This is a genomic window from Sphingobacterium sp. LZ7M1, from assembly GCF_024296865.1.
Taxonomy (GTDB): domain Bacteria; phylum Bacteroidota; class Bacteroidia; order Sphingobacteriales; family Sphingobacteriaceae; genus Sphingobacterium.
Genome location: NZ_CP101134.1, coordinates 2093740 through 2110424, shown reverse-complemented (window position 1 = coordinate 2110424; position 16685 = coordinate 2093740). Strand labels below are relative to the sequence as shown.

The following is a 16685-nucleotide window of genomic DNA, read 5'->3' as shown; positions in this document are numbered from 1 at the left end:
CCATTTAAATAGACTTCAGTTTTTATTCAAGAATATTAACTATTTTTATTGTACTAATTATTAACGGTATGAAAAGATATTTTTTCTTTGCCTTAATGTTGGGGGCCATGGCTTGTAGCAATAATACCCAACAATCAAAACAAGATCCCTTAGATACGCTTGCCAATCTTGAATTCGATAAGAACCCCATCGGTAAAGAAGCTGGCTGTAAATGGCTAAAAGATAGTATTGAAAGCTATTTTGTAAAAGATAGTGGCTTCGATAAAATGAAATTGTTGACCACCGAGGATTATTACAACTTTAAGGTCGATGCCATGAATACCGGATTGGATATAGACAGCAGTATCACCAAATTTGAACTCAACCAAAAATGGGGCAATAAATTTGAAATAGATACAGCTAGTCTAGGACAAGGGTTTTTGATCTCTGGACAAGACTGGGGAGAAATCAAGGTTTCAAGCTGCGATCTCTTGGATGAAAACGCTTCAGAATTGAACTTAAAGCTGATTATTTCAGATTGCAAATTGCAAACGGACTATCACCGTGACATTAAACTTGTGCTAGAAAACAATCAGATCAAGATTGCTAATGTAAAGGAGTATGATTAATGCTCGTTAGCATAGGTATCACTTAACCATTTGAATACTGGCTTTTTCTCCTGTTGCATCAGTTTAATATCCAAGATATTTAATAGCTCTTCTATAAAAGGATTGATTTTCTTATCATCTCTATTGGTAAACAGACTGATATTGATGTCTCTCAAAGGAATGCTCATCACCAAATTGTTGAAACCTGTGCTTTCTCCGGTATGGAAAAACACCTTATTCCCAAATTGATCGGCGGCTACAAACTTGCCCATACTATAGGAACAGTCCTTATTTATAGCGATGATGTTTTTATCAAAAAAATCGTTAAAGCTTGATCCCTCTTCCATAGATTTAATGAAAGCTTGGTTCCAAAGTTTATATTCACTCGCGGAAGTATAAACCCCACCATCTCCCTTCGTAGCACTGGTAAGGCTTTGATCTGCAAAAACAAACTCATTATCCTTCAAATGATATCCATAGGCTCTATCCTTAATTTCGTCTTCAGGATTATAGACTAAGGAATTGTGCATATTCAATGGCTTAAAGAAATGATCCCAAACAAATTCGCTAAAGCCTTGTCCCGATACTTTCTCCACAATCAATGCCATAAGGCAATAGGCCGTGTTGCTATAACGAAACTTAGTTCCAGGACTGAAATATACTCGATCTAAAGGCTCAATTAATTTCAGCACATCCGAATCAAGTAATTGTTCCTTCAGACCTTTAGGAATGATCTCTTCATAGTCAACAATTCCAGAACTATGGTTCAAGAGTTGAGGTACTGTCGCATTCCTGATTTCTCCTTTAAGGTTTGGGAAGTAATCGCTCAACTTTGCAGTATTAACATCTATTTTGTTCTCCTTAATCAATTGATAAATAGCAGCAGCCGTAACCTGTTTGCTGACCGATGCCATTCTGAAGTTTGTTTGGACATCAATCTTCCTTCCAGTTTTTAAATCAGCAATGCCCTGCCCTTTTGCATAAATGGATTTATTGTTATTATCATAAACTTCCAGTACGATCCCTGGATCATTATCCTTGGGATAATACTCCTTCATAAGGTCATCTATCTTTGACTTCACATCCTCTTGTGCGAAAGTAAACTGCAAATTGAATAATAAAATAATGGCAATGATGGTCTGCTTCATAATTTAGGTATTAATTTCAGCCAATATAATTATTATTAATTGCAAAGACCTGAAACAATAATTATTTAACTAGATAAAAAATAGGCGTTAATTTTCATTAACACCTATCCCTAACTTATACTTTACTTGACCTAATTTACTGTGCTTATTCCAGTTTTCTGGAACTTTCTATAGCGATCTACCTCATCTGCTAACTTTGAAATTGCAAAGCCAACGATGGAAGCGTCATCCAACCATCCCAACACAGGGATAATATCTGGAATAGCATCTATTGGGGAAATAACATAGACGATAGTCCCCACAATAATGGACATATTCCATTTGTTCATCTTGTATCGACCGGAGAAAGTATCCTTTATCATTGATATCAATAGTTTGAACTCATTGGTTTTGCCTTCTAAATGCTGAGCTTTTCCTTCAGCGATCTCTATATCTTCGTTTGTTAATTTTCTATTCTTAAAAGTATTAAACAGTAACAATGCCCTGTTAAAATAGTTTTTTTTCATTCTGTTTTTCATCAGTTTTTAATAAGACCTCACAAATGTAAAACGGTTTAATGAGCAATTCATTATTTTCTTTCTAATTTTTAAGGACGCTTAGCTACACAGTTAAAGTATTGAAAACAAATAATTAACATTAACACAATATCCTGGAAACAATAACGTTATCATTATACAAAAGAGGTTATTTTAAAATCATTGAGACATTAGTTTCAAGAAGAAAAAGTTAAGATAACTTTTTAAGTGAAAAGGTTGACAATCGAAAAATGTCAACCTTTTCTATTTTATGAAAGATTTTTTTAATATTTTTTTTCTAAAAAATGCTTGTTTATTGCCCAATAGAGGGCATTATTAAAAAAATATTAAAAAAAAGTTAATAGATACACAATATTGCAGATACTAGGGCGTTTATAATTATACAAAAAAGGTTATTTTATTTTCAATTATGACGTGAGTTATAAAAAGAAAAAAAGAAGATAACTTTTTAAAGAAAGAGGCCGACTGTAAAAAGTTGGCCTCTTTTAATTTTTCTAGGAAGGAACTTTCCTACTGTTTTCCCTTTCCCAGATTCAATGCTTTTTCAATGCCTGGATAAAATCATTGATCCAATTGGCTCCCGCAGATTCACAATTTACTGCTTCATCTGTTTCAATAAAAGATTTCCCAATGAGTTTCTCCGCTTCTTTTGCAAAGGCTAAAGCCTTACAATGTCTATAGCCCTCATTTACAAATTGAAGATAATCTGGGTTTTGACCAAGCTTATCAATATTATCCCCAGCTGGAGTATAGAAACCATCAAAACAAACCGAAGAATCCGTCAGGTAAGAATGCTGCACTTCTTCCATATCGCCTTCCAAATACCTAAGATTTCCAACATGCGAGGAAACCAATACAGCCATTGCTCCTTCTTTCATCAATGCTTTGCGCATTTTATCCACCGACTTCTTACTAACACCATCATCTACCAAAAAAGCAATCTTTCTACTTGCTATGGTTCCTTCATCGCCCTTGACTTTCATGCTCAGGAATGCAGACTTTTCTACTTCTGGTTTATTAGGCTGGATCGGATAGTTTGGATGGTTTTGCTTCGCAAACTTTACCGTCAATGGATCTAAGGATTTTGAAGGCTTCAATCCAAGGTTTTTACCAATTGCATTTGCAAGGGCGGGCTCAACTTGATAAAGGATAGCCAATTCCCTTTTACGGATATCTTCTTTATTGACTTTTGACAATTCAAAACTGAAGGCATTTATCAGGTGAGTCTGTTCTTCTGTACTCAAGGAATGAAAGAACAACCTGGCTTGTGTAAAATGATCTGCGAAGGAATTGGACCTTGCCCTTACTTTCTTTCCATCTACTTGCTGCTTACCGGTCTGATAGCCCACCTCTCCTTTCATCATCGCTTGAAATGGACAACCATTTCCTTGACTATTTGGAAAATAACTCGAATTGCCTTTTAGGATATCCATCCTCGCAAACCCATCTTTTTGGTTATTGTGCTTTCCATTGATGGGCCTATTGATTGGCAGTTCATGGAAATTTGGACCTCCAAGCCTATAGTTCTGCGTATCCATATAGGAAAAGATTCTTCCTTGTAATAGTGGGTCATCTGAGAAATCAATCCCTGGCACCACTCTTCCTGGGTCAAATGCAGCTTGTTCTGTTTCTGCAAAGAAGTTTTCAGGATTACGGTTCAGGGTCATGGTTCCAATGATCTTTACTGGCACCAATTCTTCAGGTATTATTTTCGTTGGATCTAAGATGTCGAATGAAAATTTCATTTCATCTTCCTCTGGAATCAATTGAACACCTAGATCCCATTGTGGGAACTGTCCATTTTCAATGGCTTCCCAAAGGTCCCTGCGGTGAAAGTCAGCATCAAAACCTGAAATCTTCTGGGCTTCATTCCACGCTACAGAATGCACTCCTAGTTTAGGTTTCCAATGAAATTTCACGAAAGTAGCTTTACCGGCAGAATTGATAAATTTAAAGGTATGTACGCCAAATCCCTCGATCATCCGAAGGCTTCTTGGAATTGCTCGATCAGACATCACCCATAAAGACATATGTGCGGACTCGGGCATCAAAGAGATAAAATCCCAAAAGGTATCATGTGCAGAAGCCGCTTGAGGAATCTCATTGTTGGGTTCAGGCTTTACGGCGTGGATGACATCTGGAAAGTTCATAGCATCTTGGATAAAGAAAACAGGAATACTGTTCCCAACCAAATCATAGTTCCCTTCTTGGGTATAGAACTTTACGGAAAAACCTCTCACATCCCTTGCTAGATCTGTTGAACCCTTAAATCCAGCAACCGTCGAAAACCTCACGAACAAAGGAGTCACCGTTCCTTTTTTGAGAAAGTCTGCCGAAGTATATTCGCTCATATCCGCGGTCGCTTCAAAATATCCATGAGCACCTGAACCACGGGCATGAACCACCCTTTCCGGTATCCGTTCCCTATCAAAGTGCATGAGCTTATCAAAAAAGATATGATCTTGCTGTAAAGACGGTCCTCTATCTCCAACCTTTAGCGTATTGTTATTGTCATAAACAGGCACGCCGTCATTAGTGGTCATTACCTTGTTCATATTGTCAACAAGATGGCTGTCAATATGAGGTGCATCAGTATTCTTTCTTTTTTTCATGGTATTATAATTTTAATTAGACATTTATCTTCCAAAAGCGAAGTATGATGACAGTTTATGTTTTTTTCCTTTTAACCAATCCGAGACCATTTCCATCCCTGTTACCGAGAAGGTAATCCCATTCCCTCCAAAGCCTAAGACAAAATATGACCGTTTAAAATCCGGATGAGTGCCGATATATGGCAGACCATCTTTGGTCTCACCGAATGTCCCTGCCCAGGTAAAATCAGTTACAAAAGACTTATCCTCAAAGACCTTATTTAAGTCCTTTTCCAATTTCAATGATTTTTCACCCAATAGCTCATCCCTCTTCTGAGGGTTTCTGAACTCCTCATCCTCACCGCCTATTAAAAATCGGCCATCATCTGTGGTCCGCATATATAAATAGGGATCTGAGGTATTCCAGATCAGGTAATCATTGTACTTTTCGTAAAGCTTTTGATTTACCTCCGAAACGATGGCATAGGTACTCAGGAGATCGACAAACTTCTCCTTGATCAGATTGGCACTTTCATAGCCAATACAATAGATAATATGTTTGGCTTTTATCTTAGCCTTGGTATCCAAGTGAACAAGGTTGAAATCCTTTTTCTCTTCCACTCTCACAAGCTCGTTCTTATCAAAAATCTTTAATCCTCTTTTTTGATCGTACTGCAATAAATCATGCGCCAGACGGAAGGCATCGACACTTCCGCCATGCTTGGAAAGAATCCCTCCATGTGAATCTTTGATTTCCAACTTTTTCTCTATCTCATCCTTTTCCAACCAGCTCACATCAAATCCAGCTTGCTTTCTGGCTTCAAATTCCTTTTTCAACCAAGAAATATCTTTCTTTCTACAGGCATAGTACAGGGATAATTTCTTTTTGAAACCTGCTTCAGATTTTATCTTCGAGGCGATTTTCCCTAACTTATCAATGGATTCACAACAAGCCTTATAACTTTCTACTGCACCTTCCTTTCCAACCATATCTATCAATTGATACAAGGGGGTATCAATCTCATATTGCAACATGGATGTAGTAGCCGAGGAGCTCCCGTTCACGACTTCTCTTTTATCGATCACGACCGTTTCATAACCCTGCTCCACGCATTGGTGTGCAATCAGACTACCCGTAATTCCAGCCCCAACGACCAGAACATCGCATGCTAAATCATTTCTCAAGGAAGGATAAGATGAAATAATTCCATTCTTGACCAACCAAAAAGGTTCATTAGACTTTAAATCCATATAAAAATCTTAAACTGTGATACAATATCAACTTGGAATATTACTTTAACCAATAAAAGGAGGCTAATGTTTTACTTTTTTAGTTTTCGTGTTGTGATTTATCAAATTCTTTAAATAAAAAATCGCCCTTATGAGGCGATTCCAGATCTTATTTAATCTCTGCATGCGCAGAACCCAGCTTTTCATGAAGGAGGTCCTCATCCAAGCCCTTTTCATATTTGGCGACCACTATGGTAGCAGTAGCATTTCCAATAATATTGGTCAATGCCCTAGCCTCACTCATAAAACGATCAATCCCTAAGATCAAACCCACTGCCTCAACAGGGATATGCCCTACAACGGGCAAAGTTGCCGCAAGGGTTACAAAACCACTTCCGGTTACACCAGCGGCGCCTTTAGAAGTTAATAAGAGAACCAAGAGCAGGGTAATTTCCTGTTCTAGATTGAGGTGCATATTAAGGGCCTGTGAAATAAACACAGCTGCCATGGTCAGATAGATACAGGTACCATCCAGGTTGAATGAATAACCAGTAGGAATAACTAAACCAACGATCGGTTTGGAACAGCCTGCATCTTCCAATTTTTGCATCAGGCCAGGTAATGCCGATTCAGAAGAAGAAGTACCCAAAACAATCAATAACTCTTCTTTAATGTACTTTAGTAACTTGAAGATATTGACATTCACATAAAAATAGAGCACGGCACCAATCACACCTACAATAAAAACGATACAGGTGCCATAAAAACTGAGCATCAATAACCCTAAGGAGGATAATGCTTCGATCCCATACTTTCCAATGGTAAAGCCCATCGCCCCCATTGCACCAATCGGTGCCAAATACATGATCATCTTAATGACTGCAAACAAACCTTTTAAGAAGGATTGCAGGACATCGATCACTGGGGCTGAAGCCTTTTCACCAATTTTCGTAAGCCCAATTCCAAACAAAACAGCAAACAATAACACTTGTAGAAGATTATCTGATGCGACGGCTGCAATAACATTATTGGGAATAATGCTCAGGATAAAATCCATCACGCTATTATGTTCCTTGGACTCCTGTATATAATGAGAAACGGCTGAAGGATCTAAAGTCTTGGGATCAACGTTCATCCCCGTGCCTGGCTGGATCAGGTTCACAAATACCAATCCGATGATCAGGGCAATGGTGGTCATGATCTCAAAATAGATCAAGGAACTCAAACCAATCTTTCCGACTTTCTTGATATCCTGCATTCCGGCGATACCGATTACGATGGAACTAAAGATCAACGGGGCGATGATCATCTTGATCAACTTAATGAATCCGTCACCGAGAGGCTTTAGTTTAACAGCAAAATCAGGATAGAACACTCCGCATAAAATACCGATAAGGATGCCTAATATGACTTGTACATATAAACTGGAGAAAATTTTCTTCATATAAATCTTTAGATCCGTGAACGAATAGAATAGGTTTCAAAACTAAATGTAAAAAAAAATGAATTCCCATTGCTATTCTTCGCAGCAAGAATTCATTAATTAAGAAGTAGAAAAATGATATTCAAAGGGTTATGACAAAACCCTGTGTCACAATTTTTCGATAAATTTTGTTAGTGAATCACCCAAGATCCTTTCCCAACCCGACTCAAAACGTTCTTGGGAAAATTGTTCTCCGGCATCTCTGAAATGTTCCAAACCTTCATGGGTCAAATGCAAAGTGGTTGCTCCCCTCCTTGGAATAAACCTCCAAGTAATAACTGAATTCCCTTTTTTTTGCTTTGGATGGCGCCAAGTAAACTTAAATAGTTCCTCCGGTTTTACCTCCAAAACTTGGCATTGGTGAAAATCCTTTTCCTGCCTTTCAACCTTTGAAAACTCAAATTGGGCACCAACCTCCGTACTGAAATTAGGGATATCAAAGAACCAGTCCTTTAACTTTTGCTTATCGGTCATAGCCTGCCATAATGCAGCTGTAGAAATTGGGTATGTACGTTCAATATGGATAATGTCGTGGCTCATCAATGACCTCCTTTGTAGTGTACTTAAATATATGAATTTTCAACGCTACTTTATTATAAAACGGTAAACTGTAAGTAAAATAAATGTAAGCTTATTATTAAAACAACTAACTGATTTATAAGTTTTTGTATTCCAAAATTTATTCTAAAAATTAATTTGATTACCTGAATAAGCACTTATCTTCAAGCAACAATTTGATTAGGTGTTATTTAGGTTAATTTTAATCCATTTCAATTCTATTTTACATCTTCCGATTTCATAAAAAGCTCCGTATCTTTGTTATTACATGAATGTAAACAAACTGTTAGAACGTGCCTTGAACTTTGACTTCTTGACAAAAGAAGAAGGCATTTTCTTATATAAAGAAGCGGCAACTGCAGACCTTGCTTTTGTAGCCAACGAACTGCGTAAGATTCAAGTTCCCCATGGTAAGGTAACTTGGCAGATTGACAGGAACGTGAATACGACCAACGTATGTATCGCTAACTGCAAATTCTGTAATTTCTTCAGACGCCCAGGCCATGAAGAAAGTTACATTACGGACATTGAAACCTATAAGCAGAAAATCGAAGAAACGTTCCGCTATGGTGGTGATCAATTACTGTTGCAAGGTGGACATCACCCTGATCTAGGATTGAGTTTCTACACCAACCTATTCAAACAATTAAAAGAACTTTACCCAGCCCTGAAGCTGCACTCCTTAGGTCCTCCCGAAATTGCCCACGTTGCAAAATTGGAAGGCATGAGCCATCTTGAAGTCCTGACGGCCATGAAAGAGGCCGGTCTTGACTCCTTGCCAGGTGCTGGTGCAGAAATATTGAATGACCGAGTACGCAGATTAATCTCTAAAGGTAAATGTGGCGGACAGGAATGGTTGGATGTCATGCGTGCTGCCCATAAAATCAACTTGCCAACTTCAGCAACCATGATGTTCGGTCATATTGAGACCATCGAAGAACGCTTTGAGCATTTGGTATGGATCCGTGAGGTACAAAGCGAAAAACCTGCCGATGCCTATGGATTCATCGCATTTATCCCTTGGCCATTCCAGGATGACGGAACCTTATTGAAACGCCTTCGTGGCATCACCAATGATGTAACGGCAGATGAATACATCAGGATGATCGCCCTAAGCAGAATTATGCTCCCTAACGTCAAGAATATCCAAGCTTCTTGGTTAACCGTCGGAAAGCAGACTGCACAAATCTGTCTTCATTCTGGTGCTAACGATTTTGGATCCATCATGATTGAAGAGAATGTAGTTTCCGCTGCTGGTGCTCCCCACAGGTTCACTTCAAAATCCATTCAGGATGCAATCATTGAAGCTGGATTTGAACCTCAACTTAGAACACAGACCTATAGGTTCAGGGAATTACCAGAACAGATGGAAGAACAGGTTATTAATTATTAAGCATCGTTTTGAAAGATATTATATTAAATATTGAAGCTATCATCTTTGCATCTTCCGAAGGAATAAGCCAGAAAGACCTGCGTGAAATTTTACAGGAAGCCTTGGCCATTGAGATCAGTAAAGTGGAATTAGCAGAGTTTATTGGAAAACTTAAGGCTAAGTATGAATCCGAAGATTATCCCTTGGCATTGGTTTCCATCAATGATCAATTGCAGTTCTTGACAAAACCGGCCTACCACGATGCTATCAATCAGCTTCAAATCCATAAAGAAAGAAAAAAACTGAGCCAATCAGCACTAGAAACCTTGGCAATCATCGCCTATAGGCAGCCGATTACCAAATTGGAAGTAGAACAGATCCGCGGTGTGAACTGTGATTATTCCATTCAAAGGCTTTTGGATAAAGGCTTGATACAGATTGCAGGAAAGGCGAACAGCATTGGAAAGCCCCTGCTATATGCGACCAGCGGCGAGTTCATGAACCACTTTGGGCTATCCAGCACCAAGGATCTCCCTCAGCTTAAAGATATTGTAGCTGAAGAGAACAGTATCGGTGAAATCGTCGATTAAATCATTATAAGGTAGGATAAAATTTGTTTTAATTATTTTTAAAAAAAATTTATCAATTGAATTTTCTTCTATAATTTTACATAACAAAAGAAAAATATCATAATAAACAACATGGCTACAATGCAAGCAATTGAAACAGATGTAAAGGTTGATGAAAGAGTGCTCAACTTCAACGGTCCTGATGACGATGATGATGACTTTGATGACGATGATGAATTCGGATTAGACGATATCGATTCGATCGGCGGCTACGATGATTTTGATGACGATGATGAAGATTTTTAATCTTCACTAGCCAAAAAGCAATTAATTTACCAGAATACATCTAGTAAAGGAACATGTGCGCGCCCTAAGGTATGGGGTAAGATAAAACGAATTTTTATGGGCTTGAATTGATTTCAAGCCTTTTTTAATCTCTCCAACCTATTAACCTAAAAAAAGCTCCAAGACTAATCTTGGAGCTTTTTTTTCACTAGGTATTGATCAGTCTATTGATCGTCCTTACTGATGGAGTAAGGAAGGTCAGCTTTATTGATCCCTCTTTTCTTATTAGGCTCTGCACCCATGTCAAACTGCAGATTAGCACCTTTCAACAATTCACTATGATTGATATAGTTCTTTGTATAGTTCTTGCCATTCCATTTCATGTTCTGGATATAACGGTTCTGGTCAGAGTTGTTCTTAGACTCGATATTCACGGTCTTGCCATTGCTTAAATGCAAAGTGACCTTATCAAATACTGGCGATCCTAGCACGTATTCATCGGTAGCAGGAGTTACTGGATAGAAGCCTATGGCTGAAAACACATACCAAGCTGAAGTCTGGCCGTTATCCTCGTCACCACAGTATCCATCAGGATTTGGCGAATACATTCTGTTCATCGTTTCCCTGATCCAATACTGAGCCTTCCAAGGAGCTCCCACATGATTGTATAAGTAGATCATATGTTGGATAGGCTGATTACCATGCGCATATTGACCCATATTGGCAATCTGCATTTCACGGATCTCATGGATTGGGAAGCCATAATAGCTATCATCAAAAATTGGAGGTAAGGTAAATACAGAATCCAATTTGATTTCCATTGCTTTATGTCCACCTAACAATTTCGAAAACCCTTCAACGTCCTGGAATACGGACCAGCTGTAATGCCAACTGTTACCTTCTGTAAAAGCATCTCCCCATTTGAATGGATTGAATGGTGTAGACCATGATCCATCCTTATTCTTACCGCGCATCAAGCCTGTTGATGGGTCAAATAACTTCTGATAGTTATAAGCTCTCTTTTTGTAGAAATCTTTATCGGAATCTTTGTTCAATGATTTTGCTAATTGATAGATAGCAAAGTCATCATAAGAGTATTCTAGAGAACGGGCAGCATTTTCGTTAATTTTCACATCATATGGCACATAACCCAATTCATTATAGTATTCGGCCCCTGCTCTACCTACTGCTGTTATCGGCCCTGCATTGTTGGCACCTTTTAATACCGCCTCATACAAGGTCTCAATATCTTTAGATCTAACCCCTTTGATGTACGCATCAGCTACTACAGAAGCAGAATTGTTACCGACCATGATATTTCTATAACCAGGACTCGCCCATTCAGGCAACCAACCACCTTCACGGTAGGCGTTTGCCAAGCCTTCCTGCATCTTTTCATTGATCTCTGGGTACATCAAGTTCAGGAATGGAAATAAGGCCCTGAACGTATCCCAAAATCCGGTATCAGTAAACATATAGCCTGGTAGCACTTTCCCATTATATGGAGAATAGTGAACCACCTCGCCCTGTGCATTGATCTCATAGAACATCCTTGGGAACAATAACGATCGGTACAGGGAAGAATAGAACGTACGCATCTGGTCAATGTTTCCTCCTTCTATTTCAATCTTTCCTAATTCCTTATTCCAGATATCCTCTCCTTTTTTAACCTGTTCGTCAAATGTTACACCATCTAACTCCTTCAAGTTTTGAACCGCTTGTTCAGGACTAATAAAAGAAGAGGCAGCTTTCATCAACACTTGTTCACCTGCATTCGCATTCTGGAACCCTACAATAGCGCCCACGTGGTCTGCTTTTACCATAAACCGGCCATCAGTCAAAACTGAATCAGCGAAAGTTGAAACATTCGCAAATGGCTTATCAAAGGTCATCACGAAATAATTCTTGAAGTTCTCAGGAACTCCACCGCTGTTCTTCGTACTATAACCAACGATTTTGTTCTCCTTAGGAATAACTTCTACGTAAGAACCCTTATCAAAAGCATCGATCAATACAAAAGCTGAATCTGTTTTTGGAAAAGTAAACCTAAAATATGAAGCACGTTCTGTCGGAGTTAGCTCCACCTTGGTATCATAGTCAGCAAGGTATACTGAATAGTAATGTGGTCTTGCAACCTCGGCCTTATGCGAAAAGTAACTCGCACGTTTGTCCTGATCGAAAGTCTTATTATCGACCATCGCCATAATGGAAAATTGACCATAATCGTTCATCCAAGGTGATGGCTGATGGGTCTGTTTTATTCCACGCAATTTCTCTGCGGTATAGGTGTACATCCATCCATCGCCCATCTTTCCGGTTTGGGGACTCCAAAAGTTCATCCCCCATGGCAGGGCTATCGCTGGATAAGTATTACCGCTGGATAAAAAATAAGTAGATTGTGTACCCACCAAGGTGCTCACCAAATCGATCGGTTTCTCAACCTTCCCAACTTTTTGAGCAAATCCTGATAAGACAGTCGTACCTATCAATAAAGCTGTAGTAATAAATTTTAAGTTCATTTTGTGAAAAATAGGTTTTATCAATTTCTAAATATAGGAAAATAATTGACAAAGCCAATCGCTAAAAGTATTTAGCTATCCATTCTAAGCACTATTTTCCCATACTGTTCTGGACTCTCAAAATAGCGATGTGCCTCAATTACCTCCTCAAAGGGAAAGATTTTAGTTAGCAGTGGTCTGATCACCCCTTTTTCTAAAAGAGGTAAAATATTTGTTTCAATTTCTTTTGTCAACTCTCCTTTGAACGAAAGGTCTCGCCCTCTCAATGTCGAACCCGTCACCGTGATCCGTTTTTGCATCAGCTTCAGAAGATTCAATTCCACTTTTCCGCCTTCCATGGCATTGATCTGTACCAACCTTCCATCTTCATGCAGCAATGCGATGTGCTTGTTGAAATATACCCCACCTATACTGTCCAATATTACATCCAGACCTTCCGGCTTGAGGACATCAACAAAATCTTCAGTCTTATAATTAATGGCTTTATCAGCACCAAGGTCCAAAGCTACCTTTCTTTTTTCTTCTGACCCTACGGTACAATAGACTATGGCACCAAATTGCTTACAAATCTGAATTGCCGTGGTCCCAATGCCTCCTGTTCCTCCATGGATCAGTACCCGCTCACCCCTCTTTAATCGCCCCCTTTGAAAGACATTATGCCAAACAGTATAAACCGTCTCCGGAATACAAGCTGCCTCCTCAAAACTCAAGTTTTTGGGCTTTGGCAAACATGCTCTTTCTGATACGCAAGCTTGGGTCGCATAACCTACACCTGGCAACAGAGCCATCACTTCATCCCCAACCTTAAATCTGTGCACCTCTGGTCCAATGGAGCTAACGATACCGGAAACTTCCAAACCTGGAATTTCCTGGATGACATGCGCTGGAGCTGGATAATGCCCCTTTCTTTGAAAGACATCTGGACGGTTAATTCCAGCAGCCTTGACCTCAATCACTAGCTCATCCCCAGTCGGTGTTAAATCTTCCCTTTCTTCAATTTGAAAAACCTCAGGCCCTCCAAATGTTGTCATTACTGCTGCTCTCATTTATTTATTCGGATAAGTTTGCAAACGTAGGTTAAAGGTCAACATAAAGTATCGCCCCAACCTATTGTTCCTAGATTCAAATACATCGTTACCAACATATGAAGTCATTACCCCCACATTCTTGTTCTGGTCCATGATATCATTACATTGTAACCTAATTAATGCTGCTTTGTTTTTCAAAAAGCTATATTCTAGGTAGGTATTGATAATAGTTGGATTTACATCACTCAATTCGCTCACATAACCATTATAAAACTTTTGCGACATCTCAGCACCTAAAACAAAATTCTCCGAAAGATAACCTCTACCTGCCAAACTCAACAAAAAGGAATGGGCAGCAATCTTATTTTTATAGGGAAGCTCGTAAACAGCACGGTTCAGGAAATAATTGGTATTGAAAACCGATTCAAAATATTCATTCGGCAAGTACCTAAACTGCACATTTTGGTTAAATAACACCTGTTGCGTCGTACTCTTCCTATCGTTGATATAGGACAGGTTATTATAATAATCTACATTTCCTGAAAGTCCTAAGTTCAGCTCATCCGAAAAAATAGGCGAATTAAACTCATAATACCACTTGATATCGTAATAGCCATCGGTATTCTCGAAAGTAGTTTCCTGAATGGTTTCATTGGATAATGATTTCTTTGCTGTTACGATCTTATTCGCAATAAAGGTATAGGCAAAATCGGTCTGGAAATACTTTCCACGGGTCGGCACGAACTTCCTTAATGTGGTAGAAAACTGATTGGAAAATTCAGCTTTCAATGAAGGGTTACCGATAATAATGTTCCTTGAATTCGAGTTGTCCCTTACTGGCGAGATATGTAAAAAAGTCGGTTGTACGTTTCTTCCCAAATAGGCCAATTTGATTTCCAGGTCATTGCTGAATTTATAACGGATGGTGGTAGAGGGTACCAGGTTCACGTTATTATATTTATAGATCGTGGTATCACCTCGCACCCTTCCGGATAGATTGACAGGTTGTACCGAAAAACCCATATTGACCCTAAATTTCTTGTTAGGTTCATATTGATAGTTCAATCCTGTTTTAAAGCTCCTAAACTGATAGGCATAGTCCATGGCCAAGGAATCAACAAATTCCCCACCTAGGTAATACGGATCCCGCACGGTACGAACAGCTTCAATATTATTGATGTCCATTTCATGGAATATCTCCAATAAACTATGTTCATAGAAAGGCTCCACATATGATAACGAACTCTTTACTCCTGCAACATCATTTCTTGCATCCACCAGTTGCCGCTGTCGATAACTCGTCATCGTAGGAATGGTTCCAGTAGAATCAAAACTTTCATAGTATTCCGATACCACATCATCCTTGGTCAATGATTGATAATTTAATTTCAGATCACCAACGAGCTTTCTTCCCGGCTTGTGAAAGTATTTGGAATAGAGAACTGAAATATCAGCCGAAGGCTTACTATTGATGGTCGTATCCTGTCTCTCACCTATATCATGCAATCTTCGGTTGGTCAAATCCGTCGTTCTATGGTTATAGAAATACTCCCGATTATAGGCAACTTTTGGATTGATCTTTAATACATCGTTATTTTTGAACTTGGCATTCATCTCCAAATTCAAGGTATGCAAGTTATCATAGGAACGGCTTTGGTACTTCTCGAAACGGTGGATCTTATAGCCTGCATATGAAGAGGTCAACAAAGAATTTCCTTCCGTTAGGTTAAACTTACTTTGATAGGAATATCCTCCATTCAAGGTAATATTATCGCCTAGGTTATCGGTAAAAGAAATCCCTAGCGACCCTAATTTGTTCAAACCATCATTAGGGTCTGAAAAGTCTCCCACCTCAGAAAGGTCCGTATTTCTACCTCCAGCTCCATCTGGCGAACCAAAAAGGAATAGACTGGTATTCGTATTGTTCAAGGAACCAATAATGGACATTTCCTGACCATCATTGAATTTATTGATACCTAAACTACCGATAAATCGGTCCCGTGTACCCGCACCAATCGTTCCCTGCCCAAAGGTAATCCGCTTCTTATCTTCCTCTAGGATAATATTGATGATCTTTTCCGGATCTGATGTCTTAATACCTTTTGCCATAGAGAGATCGCCATAGTCATTGATGACTTCAACCTGTTTTACAAACTCCGAAGGGAGGTTTCGCGTAGCAGTCAGCAGGTCACCACCAAAGAATTTCTTGCCATCCACTCGTACTCCCCGAATCAATTGACCATTATAATATGTTGTACCATCACGCAGGACCTGAAAACCTGGCAATTGCTTGATGGCCTCTTCAAGAAGTGAATGTTCAGGAAAAGAAAATGCGGACATATTGAATTGGATCGTATCCCCGCGATCCACGACAGGGATGACTTTTACTACCCTAACCTCGGGAATTAATGTGGACTGTGGGTATAGTACAACTCGCGGTACGAAAATCTTATTGATGAATACGGTAGTAGGAATACTCTTGTTTACGATCTGGTATCCCAACATACTATAGGAAATATTGAGGTTTTTCCCTTTGACATTCCTGAATTGGTAGAAGCCATTTGCATCCGTGGTCGTGCTCATGGTATCGATATTGCTAATCAACCTTACCGATGCATCTTTCATCCCCAGCCCCGTACTGTCAACTACCACACCTTCTACATTTTTCAAGGCTTCTTGAGCATGGAGCTCATGAAATCCTAAAAATGTTAGAAGCAAAATAAGTATACCTAAACAGTAATTTCTCACAAAGCTATAGACTAAATTGGCAATCTAAAAA

General features: G+C 39.0%; 13 protein-coding genes. 4 read left to right on the top strand and 9 right to left on the bottom strand.

Going from position 1 to position 16685, the window contains the following annotated elements:
* Positions 1-68 precede the first annotated feature (68 nt).
* Positions 69-608: a hypothetical protein gene (locus NMK93_RS08955; RefSeq protein ID WP_254530061.1), complete on the top strand. Its 540-nt coding sequence runs from the start codon at positions 69-71 to the stop codon at positions 606-608.
* On the opposite strand, the gene NMK93_RS08950 is transcribed toward NMK93_RS08955, so the two are convergent.
* The 6 genes from NMK93_RS08950 to NMK93_RS08925 all read right to left on the bottom strand — a co-directional run bounded on the left by NMK93_RS08950 (position 605) and on the right by NMK93_RS08925 (position 8115).
* Positions 605-1735, bottom strand: a complete 1131-nt coding sequence (locus tag NMK93_RS08950) for a serine hydrolase (protein WP_254530059.1) — start codon at positions 1733-1735, stop codon at positions 605-607. The two genes, NMK93_RS08955 and NMK93_RS08950, sit on opposite strands and share 4 nt — an antisense overlap.
* 131 nt (positions 1736-1866) lie before the next feature.
* Positions 1867-2241, bottom strand: a complete 375-nt coding sequence (locus NMK93_RS08945; RefSeq protein ID WP_185211957.1) for a YkvA family protein — start codon at positions 2239-2241, stop codon at positions 1867-1869.
* Positions 2242-2804: 563 nt separating this feature from the next.
* Positions 2805-4883, bottom strand: coding sequence for a catalase (locus NMK93_RS08940; RefSeq protein WP_254530057.1), 2079 nt, complete (start codon positions 4881-4883; stop codon positions 2805-2807).
* 24 nt (positions 4884-4907) lie between these two features.
* A complete protein-coding gene (locus NMK93_RS08935) occupies positions 4908-6113 on the bottom strand; it encodes an FAD-binding oxidoreductase (RefSeq protein ID WP_254530055.1) in 1206 nt (401 codons plus the stop codon).
* A gap of 148 nt (positions 6114-6261) precedes the next feature.
* Entirely contained in the window at positions 6262-7542 is a 1281-nt protein-coding gene (gene dctA, locus NMK93_RS08930; RefSeq protein ID WP_368041480.1) for a C4-dicarboxylate transporter DctA, read from the bottom strand.
* A 141-nt stretch (positions 7543-7683) separates the two neighbouring features.
* Positions 7684-8115: an SRPBCC domain-containing protein gene (locus NMK93_RS08925; RefSeq protein WP_185211953.1), complete on the bottom strand. Its 432-nt coding sequence runs from the start codon at positions 8113-8115 to the stop codon at positions 7684-7686.
* Positions 8116-8401: 286 nt separating this feature from the next.
* On the opposite strand from NMK93_RS08925, the gene NMK93_RS08920 reads away from it, so the two are divergent.
* The 3 genes from NMK93_RS08920 to NMK93_RS08910 all read left to right on the top strand — a co-directional run bounded on the left by NMK93_RS08920 (position 8402) and on the right by NMK93_RS08910 (position 10380).
* Positions 8402-9526: a CofH family radical SAM protein gene (locus NMK93_RS08920; protein ID WP_254530051.1), complete on the top strand. Its 1125-nt coding sequence runs from the start codon at positions 8402-8404 to the stop codon at positions 9524-9526.
* Positions 9527-9534: 8 nt separating this feature from the next.
* Positions 9535-10095, top strand: coding sequence for an SMC-Scp complex subunit ScpB (scpB, locus tag NMK93_RS08915; protein WP_185211951.1), 561 nt, complete (start codon positions 9535-9537; stop codon positions 10093-10095).
* Positions 10096-10206: 111 nt separating this feature from the next.
* Positions 10207-10380, top strand: coding sequence for a hypothetical protein (locus tag NMK93_RS08910; protein ID WP_185218788.1), 174 nt, complete (start codon positions 10207-10209; stop codon positions 10378-10380).
* Between the two features lie 203 nt (positions 10381-10583).
* On the opposite strand, the gene NMK93_RS08905 is transcribed toward NMK93_RS08910, so the two are convergent.
* The 3 genes from NMK93_RS08905 to NMK93_RS08895 form a co-directional block, all read right to left on the bottom strand.
* Positions 10584-12878 carry a GH92 family glycosyl hydrolase gene (locus tag NMK93_RS08905; protein ID WP_254530049.1) on the bottom strand — a complete coding sequence of 765 codons (2295 nt, stop codon included), beginning with the start codon at positions 12876-12878 and terminating at the stop codon, positions 10584-10586.
* Between the two features lie 71 nt (positions 12879-12949).
* Positions 12950-13924 carry an NAD(P)H-quinone oxidoreductase gene (locus tag NMK93_RS08900; RefSeq protein ID WP_254530047.1) on the bottom strand — a complete coding sequence of 325 codons (975 nt, stop codon included), beginning with the start codon at positions 13922-13924 and terminating at the stop codon, positions 12950-12952.
* Positions 13925-16624 (bottom strand): TonB-dependent receptor, encoded by a 2700-nt coding sequence (locus NMK93_RS08895; RefSeq protein ID WP_254530045.1) that lies wholly within the window; start codon positions 16622-16624, stop codon positions 13925-13927.
* Positions 16625-16685 lie beyond the last annotated feature (61 nt).